Raw genomic sequence first — 831 nt, 5'->3', positions numbered from 1 at the left:
TGCAGCAACTTGGTTTGCCATCATTCTTGGTTTCATAGGTGTGTGCATTATTAGTGAGCCTAAGCTTCAACAGAATATGTCAGCCACATTCGATGCGCTATCTCTGGTAGGAATTGGTTTGTTAGGTGCGTGTCTCGCGGCGTTGGCAAAAGTCACTATCCGTAAGATGGGCGGCGGAGAGCCCGCCTTGCGAACCGTGTTTTACTTCGGTTTGTTTGCGAGTTTAGCGTCGTTGCCGGTTGCGCTTCAGAACTGGTCAGAACCGTCTTTTAATCAGTTTACCTTGTTATTGACGCTTGCCGGAGTTGCCACATTAGGTCAATTACTCGTGACCTATGCCTACAAACGGGCAGAAGCCGGAAAAATAGGACAATACACCTACACGTCGCTGATCTTCACCGCTTACATTGGGTGGGCATTTTGGGGAGAGGCCATCACACTTGCAATATTCGTAGGTTCAGGATTTGTTGTCGCTGCGGGCCTTATCAACATGAAAGTGAAGTGATCACCCAACAATCAATTAACGTTATGCTTTTTGAATAAAATAGATAAAAGCTTTGTCTTCCTCGTGCTGCTCAAGCAGGGTGTGCCCTAAAAATCTGCAAAATTGAGGAATGTCTCGCGTAGTCGATGGATCTGTCGCGCGCACTTTTAATACTGCACCGCTTTCCATATCGGGCATTTTTTCATGCAGCAGCATGACCGGTTCCGGACACAATAATCCAGTAGCATCTAACTCTATATCACATTCCATATTCGTTTTTCTAAGCTATGATTTATACAGTGCATTTTAAACATTGATACAACGGAATAAAGTATGATTCGCGTAAT

Annotated in this window: 2 protein-coding genes; one reads left to right on the top strand and one right to left on the bottom strand. The window is 44.8% G+C overall.

Annotated features, from left to right (window positions below; translation table 11 throughout):
• A partial coding sequence (locus tag A3739_RS27805; RefSeq protein WP_156502913.1) for a DMT family transporter occupies positions 1–505 on the top strand: 505 nt, incomplete at its 5' end.
• A 21-nt stretch (positions 506–526) separates the two neighbouring features.
• On the opposite strand, the gene tusA is transcribed toward A3739_RS27805, so the two are convergent.
• On the bottom strand, positions 527–754 hold the full coding sequence (gene tusA / locus A3739_RS27800; protein ID WP_068476977.1) for a sulfurtransferase TusA: 228 nt from the start codon (positions 752–754) through the stop codon (positions 527–529).
• Between the last annotated feature and the right edge of the window lie 77 nt (positions 755–831).

Source organism: Oleiphilus sp. HI0067, assembly GCF_001635735.1.
This window is presented reverse-complemented; position numbering and strand designations above follow the sequence as displayed.